This is a genomic window from Microcoleus sp. N3A4, assembly GCF_036701805.1.
GTDB lineage: Bacteria > Cyanobacteriota > Cyanobacteriia > Cyanobacteriales > Microcoleaceae > Microcoleus.
On record NZ_JAUBRJ010000023.1, the window covers coordinates 98,794 to 105,168 of the forward strand.

Sequence of the window (6,375 nt, forward strand, 5' to 3'; positions counted from 1 at the left end):
ACTAACAATCAGAACAGCTATGAAATTTAATCGTTTTGGAAAATACCCGATCGCATTTATGCTAGTGTTGCTATGTGCGATCGGTCTGCACCATACAACATTTGTTCGCGCCCAGGAGCCGCCACAAGTGCAAATTACCCAACCAGAACCAAACCCAGTATTACCTGAAAGTATTTTCATGAGTCAACTTCCCAGTTGGGCGCGACTGGTTGACATCCGCACCGTAAATCGCAACATTCGCCTCGATATCCGCTACGCCACTACTAACAATTTCTTGAAACGAAAACTTTACCCTATATCGAAATGCGCCTTGAGAAGTTCTGTTGCTCAAAAGTTAGCGCTAGTTCAAACAGATTTGGAAAAAATCGGATTGGGTGTGAAAGTTTACGATTGCTACAGGCCTTTCTCTGTGACTAAGCAAATGTGGGCAGTTTTGCCAGATCCGCGCTATGTTGCTAATCCTGCTAGGGGTTCGCGGCACAATCGCGGTGCTGCTATTGATTTGACTTTAGTCGATCGCACAGGCAAAGAATTAGAAATGCCCACACCTTACGATGATTTTACCGAAAAAGCTCACGCAGATTATCAAGGTGGCAGCGCCCAATCTCGGAAAAATCGTCAAGTGCTTAAGGATGCGATGAAAAAACACGGATTTATCGGTATCACAACAGAATGGTGGCACTTTGATTCGGAAGATTGGCAGAAATTTGCGATTCTTGATATCTCGCTTGGGGCGATTCCTTAATTACTGGAGTAGCGTCTACGAGGCACTACAAGATACAAGGGCCCGATCGTTCATCGGTTAATGAAGCTCTACATCGCACAAATCCCGCCGTCAGAAGGAATTGTGTTAGCAGGCGACCACACTAGAAAAGTCTAGACCGCTTGCTAAAACCCTTCAATAACGTATTTAATACGCTGTAAAAATAAGTCGCGCTTCTGAATTTGTTCGGCAGTTAGCGTGGCATTGAAATATTGAATAAATGGATATTTTTCTATTGTTAAGACGCTTTCCGATACTTCTGCTGTCCTGCTTTTTTTTTACGAGCGATCGCCTCGTAGGGATCTTCATCCCCTTCCGCATATTGCATCAACTCTGTCATAGACCAACCGATCGCATAGGCAAACTGAACTAACTTTTGCAATCTGGGATCGGCTTTGCCCTCGTTCCAGTTCACCAGCGTGTTGAATGAAACTCCTGTAATTCTTCCTAGTTCCCTAGAACTACCAACGCGCTCATCCTCCACCAATGCCTCTATTAACAGACCGAGACGTTTATGGATTCCAGTATCGAGTGCTAAATTTTCCTCTACTTTTGTTGACATTTCTGTTTTCTACTAGCTAAGAAGTTACCGCAGGCATAATTGTATCACCTGTATTATACCAGAATAACTCGTTTTACAGTCAATCAACGCAGCCAAAAATATAAACAAAGTCGGGATAGGGCATTGCCACGACTTTAAACGGACGCAAAGGGGACGTAAAACTACTTCGGTAGCAGACCCCAAAGAAGCGTCAAGAATCACCGCACATGAAAGGGCGGTGATTATGTCAACGCACTTGTACCCAAAATTCGTATTCGTATCCCCGGAAATTTGAGTCTAGTTGAAAAGTGTAATTTCCAGTAACAGGCATTATTCCAGTCCACTCTGTTTCATTGCCTCGATCGGGAACTCCGGCTAGAACTTTGCCATCAGGAGTTATAATTTGCGGGAAAACATCTTTCCGATTCCTAACAGTCATTGTTTGATTCTTAGTGGCGCTAATTCTGTAAGAGTGGCTGCCGCCGCCGATAATTCGACCTTTGACGATCGCCTCATCTCCTCCCGGCAGAAAATTAATCTGCTGGTTGACGTTAGAACAACTGCTTTCGGTGCGGTTTTTGGCAATCCAACCGGGCGGATCGGTAATTCGCAGCCAACCGTTTTGTTCTTCGGCAACTGAAACAAAGGTATTATTTTTAAGTTTTCCTACTATGTTGCTGCCCCTTACTTGCGGGATCGATCGCACATTTAGCGGTGGATTCGGATCGCTGACTACAGCCTGGGTGATTTTGCAACCCGAATTTGGCGGTGTGACAACTACTGGTCCAACTGTTCCCTGCGATACTCCTGCAACTAGCGAGGATTGAAGTGCCGGGGTTTTTGCAGGTTGGTTTTGGGATTTCGGAGATTCCGCAGCTTGGGTTTGTGCTTGCAGAGATTCTGGTTGCCGAGATTCGAGGTTCTTCGTCGGCGCTGCAATCGGGTTTCTGGTGGATGCCGGGGATTCAGCGAGGGGAGGATTGGATGGTTTCATCGCACCCGACTGTATAGTTGCAGCAGCGACTCCTACCGCTGTTGCCAGCCCTGCTAAGCTTACTATGATGATTTGACCCTTCGTAAATGACATAAAAAACCCTCTCTGTATCTATACTGATAATTTTTGTTTGGGAGTTGGGGCGATCGCCAGTTAATTTATAGTGGAAATACCTAGTGCGGGCCACAGGGTCAGGATTTTTAGATAAAATTTCAGATCCATAATTGCCGCAATAATTTGAGTGAATATATACTGGACGCCTATACTGATGGTAATCTTGCTCTGGGGTATTTGCGCGCAAATTTGCGAAGGTAAGCGTTCAGCGCGAGGTACATAAAATGTCAAAATTGATTCCTCTGAGATTACAACCGCCTCGCGATCGATTGTTGGAGGAGGTGAAGCAGGAAGTCCAAGCAGGACGATCGCAGTCTTTGCACGCGGCTGTGCTGGCTAACCTCAGTCAAAACTCGCCGCCAACGGGTGTTAACCGCTGTTGGGATGTGGAAGTGAAAGCCGGCAACCGTCCGAGTTTTCGGCTTCCTCCCAAAGCCAGCATTGCTCAAGTTTTCGATCGCACCAACGGCAAATTGGTAATTTTGGGAGCGACGGGTTCCGGCAAAACTACGACGCTGCTAGAATTAGCTCGGGTGTTAGTTTCCCGCGCCCAAAAAGATGCTAGTTTGCCAGTACCAGTGCTGTTTGAACTCGGATCGTGGAAAGCAGAATCCGGGGCGATCGCAGATTGGTTAATTGCTCAACTTCACTTCAAATACGGCATCTCTCCTGCTGCAGGCAAAAAATGGCTTGCCGAACAACAATTGCTGCCTCTCCTCGACGGCTTGGACGAAGTAGAAACCCACCGCCAAAATATCTGCATTCAAGCAATCAATCAGTTTGTGGAAAGCGAATTTAAACCCAAACATTTAGTAGCTTGCAGCAGTTTTGAAGCTTACAAAAACTGCCAGACTAGATTTCGCCTGCAAGCAGCGGTTTTATTGAAACCTTTAACAGAAACTCAAATTCAAAATTATCTGCTAGAAGCCAGAAGCCGCGAACTTTGGTACAGCATTGAGCGCGAGCCGGAGTTGTTGAAATTGGCAAAAGTTCCCTTGCTTTTGAGCATGATGGCTTTGGCTTACGACGATATTTTAATTGAAGCTTGGAAGCGCATAACTTCCGCAGAAGAACAGCGCAAATATCTGTTAACTGCCTATATCCGCCACCAAATGACCGGGGAAGTCAAGCAGTATCCTAGAGGTAAGGAACTGCGGCCGGAACAAATTCGCCACTGGCTGGGATGGTTGGCGAGAAAGATGGAACAGCAAGGAAATCAAGAATTTTACCTCGATCGCATACCGTCTAGCTGGCTGCAAACAGACGAGGAACGGCGCAAGTATCAGTTGGGAGTTAAGCTGGTTGGCGGGCTGATTTGGGTGATTTTGGGATTAATTGCCAGCCTAGTCTCAGGGTCGATTTGGGGATTAATTGCGGGTGCTGTTGCTGCGGTAATTAGTGCTTTGTTGCCGGGAATTCCGGCGATTGAAAGTTTTATATTGCACCTAGTGCTGTGGTCTAACGGCTACATTCCTTGGGATTACAGGCGTTTTCTCGATGCAGCAGCCGATCGCTTGTTGCTGCAAAAAACGGGCGATCGGCGCTATCGATTTATTCACGATTTGTTGCAAAAACATTTTGCTGAAATATAAATTATCGAGCGCCCCTACCTGAAACAAAATAGCGATCGAATTACTGACTGCCATTAGTTCAAATTGTCTGGGTCTACTCCCAACTCTCGCAATCTTTGAGCTAATTGTTGGGCCCGCCGATCTAATTGTTGGGCGCGCCGATCTAATTCTTGGGCCCGTTGCGCTTCATATTTCACTTGTTCTTCAGGTGTCAAATAGCGTTTGCCACCGGCATCGTACCAATACAACCACTCTCTTGTCACCCCAGAATAATTTCCCCTTTCACAACCAATTCCCAAACCGATTTCTGGCATCCAAATCGGATTTCCTGACTGCAATTCATAGCGGCCATTGACTAACTTGTGTACTTCCAAACGCGGTTTACGGCGGCGGCGGGAAGAATAGATCACGTAATAAAGTACGCCTAAAGCTTGATATTCTTCCAATTTCGTGCTGTATTCCTTGCGATAATTTTGGGAAACAACTTCTAGCACGAACAGCGGCATGACATTTTCATCCCACACCACGTAACTGGGACGCAATTCTTCGTCGTAAAACCGTTCTACTCCTAAACTCAAGAAAGCATCTGGGACAATAGCTGGCCTGTCAGGGTGATAATAAATACCCATATCTATGCCAAAAAACCAGTCCATGCGTGACGACCAAAGTATCAGCAAGATTGCTTTTAGCAACCCCGGGATTAGTTCTTGCAGTTCGTTATCCACAGGCGTTTCATCCGAGTCTGGTAGTTCGTCGGCTGAGGGCAAGTTCCTCGGCAAGTTGTACTGTAACATTGCTGCTTTCCTCAAAACTAATTCATATTATAGCTGTTCTCAAATAAGTGAGGTACGTAGTTGGGCTTTAGCCCTCTTAATTGTGCTTATGTAGAGCTCAGTGAGGTAAGCACCTAACAACTCCGATTACCAATTAATACTCATACCTCATCTACCTGAGAAAGGCTATATATAGCAATTCTAAATGAGTCGTAAATCTTTTTACCCCACCCCAACCCTCCCCGAACTCGCGGGGAGGGAGTAAGAAATTCACAAATGATTTAGGACTGCTATATAAACGCAAATTACTCTTGAACAAGAGAATAGTTTTTCAATGATTTGACAAAAATAGCCAAACATGATAAGGGTATTGCCAATTCTGCACGCTTTAAGTACAAAATGTTCGATCGACTCCTAGATCGACACCCCCAAAAGGTTAAGATTCTAATCTGACCCTCCTGCAATCATTGCTTCACCTCCTATGGCAGAAACCTTATTGTTCAACGCCCTCCGCGAGGCGTTAGACGAAGAAATGGCCCGCGACTCCTCCGTATTCGTACTCGGCGAAGACGTAGGTCAATACGGCGGTTCCTATAAAGTCACCAAAGACCTCTACAACAAATACGGCGAACTTAGAGTGCTCGACACCCCGATCGCCGAAAATAGCTTTACGGGCATGGCAGTAGGCGCAGCAATGACGGGACTGCGGCCGATCATCGAAGGCATGAACATGGGCTTTTTGCTGCTGGCCTTCAACCAAATTTCCAACAACGCCGGAATGCTGCGCTACACATCCGGCGGCAACTTCAAAATGCCGATGGTAATTCGCGGGCCCGGCGGCGTGGGCCGGCAACTCGGCGCGGAACACTCCCAGCGGTTAGAAGCATATTTCCAAGCTGTACCGGGTTTGAAAATAGTCGCCTGTTCGACTCCCTACAACGCCAAAGGACTCTTAAAATCAGCCATCCGCGACGATAACCCGGTTCTGTTTTTCGAGCACGTCCTTCTTTACAACCTCAAAGAAAATTTGCCAGAAACAGAATATTTAGTGCCGCTGGACAAAGCAGAAATTGTGCGATCGGGCAAAGATGTCACCATCCTGACATATTCCAGGATGCGGCACCACGTCTTGCAAGCCGTGCCCGCACTGGTAAAAGAAGGTTACGATCCAGAAGTAATCGACCTAATTTCTCTCAAACCCCTGGACATGGAGACGATCGGCGCATCCATTCGCAAAACTCACAAAGTAATTATTGTGGAGGAATGCATGAAAACCGGAGGCATCGGTGCCGAACTAATTGCTTCGATTAGCGATCGATTTTTTGACGAGCTCGACGCACCAGTTTTGCGCCTGTCTTCACAAGATATTCCCACACCTTACAACGGCAATTTGGAAAGACTGACAATTGTCCAGCCCAACCAAATTGTCGAAGCCGTCCAAAAAATGGTAGCATTGCGAGTATAAATAGTTATTGGTAATTTGTTATTTGTTGTTGGTTATTTGTTATTTGTTATTTGAAGACCGAAAAAAAGCTCGGGACGAACCAATAACCAATAACCAATAACCAATAACCAATAACCAATAACCAATAACCAATAACCAATAACCAATAACCAAT

Annotated in this window: 6 protein-coding genes; 3 read left to right on the plus strand and 3 right to left on the minus strand. The window is 46.0% G+C overall.

Going from position 1 to position 6,375, the window contains the following annotated elements; genetic code table 11:
• Positions 1 to 19: 19 nt before the first annotated feature.
• A complete protein-coding gene (locus QUA56_RS15715; RefSeq protein ID WP_333359119.1) occupies positions 20 to 745 on the plus strand; it encodes a M15 family metallopeptidase in 726 nt (241 codons plus the stop codon).
• A gap of 256 nt (positions 746 to 1,001) precedes the next feature.
• Here QUA56_RS15715 and QUA56_RS15720 read toward each other — a convergent pair whose 3' ends face one another.
• The gene (locus QUA56_RS15720) at positions 1,002 to 1,325 is read right to left on the minus strand and encodes a transcriptional regulator (RefSeq protein ID WP_333359121.1); all 324 of its coding nucleotides are present in this window, start codon (positions 1,323 to 1,325) and stop codon (positions 1,002 to 1,004) included.
• Positions 1,326 to 1,551: 226 nt separating this feature from the next.
• Positions 1,552 to 2,391, minus strand: coding sequence for an SH3 domain-containing protein (locus QUA56_RS15725; protein WP_333359123.1), 840 nt, complete (start codon positions 2,389 to 2,391; stop codon positions 1,552 to 1,554).
• A 245-nt stretch (positions 2,392 to 2,636) separates the two neighbouring features.
• On the opposite strand from QUA56_RS15725, the gene QUA56_RS15730 reads away from it, so the two are divergent.
• Complete coding sequence (locus QUA56_RS15730; protein WP_333359125.1) at positions 2,637 to 4,004, plus strand: NACHT domain-containing protein; 1,368 nt, start codon at positions 2,637 to 2,639, stop codon at positions 4,002 to 4,004.
• A 53-nt stretch (positions 4,005 to 4,057) separates the two neighbouring features.
• Here QUA56_RS15730 and QUA56_RS15735 read toward each other — a convergent pair whose 3' ends face one another.
• Positions 4,058 to 4,777 (minus strand): Uma2 family endonuclease, encoded by a 720-nt coding sequence (locus tag QUA56_RS15735; protein WP_333359127.1) that lies wholly within the window; start codon positions 4,775 to 4,777, stop codon positions 4,058 to 4,060.
• A gap of 460 nt (positions 4,778 to 5,237) precedes the next feature.
• Between QUA56_RS15735 and QUA56_RS15740 the strand changes: the two genes are divergently transcribed.
• A complete protein-coding gene (locus QUA56_RS15740) occupies positions 5,238 to 6,221 on the plus strand; it encodes an alpha-ketoacid dehydrogenase subunit beta (RefSeq protein WP_333359129.1) in 984 nt (327 codons plus the stop codon).
• Positions 6,222 to 6,375: the final 154 nt, after the last annotated feature.

Coding starts and splice junctions, on each gene's coding strand:
- QUA56_RS15715 (WP_333359119.1), top strand. CDS start 20: ATGAAATTTAATCGTTTTGGAAAATACCCGATCGCATTTATGCTAGTG.
- QUA56_RS15720 (WP_333359121.1), bottom strand. CDS start 1,325: ATGTCAACAAAAGTAGAGGAAAATTTAGCACTCGATACTGGAATCCAT.
- QUA56_RS15725 (WP_333359123.1), bottom strand. CDS start 2,391: ATGTCATTTACGAAGGGTCAAATCATCATAGTAAGCTTAGCAGGGCTG.
- QUA56_RS15730 (WP_333359125.1), top strand. CDS start 2,637: ATGTCAAAATTGATTCCTCTGAGATTACAACCGCCTCGCGATCGATTG.
- QUA56_RS15735 (WP_333359127.1), bottom strand. CDS start 4,777: ATGTTACAGTACAACTTGCCGAGGAACTTGCCCTCAGCCGACGAACTA.
- QUA56_RS15740 (WP_333359129.1), top strand. CDS start 5,238: ATGGCAGAAACCTTATTGTTCAACGCCCTCCGCGAGGCGTTAGACGAA.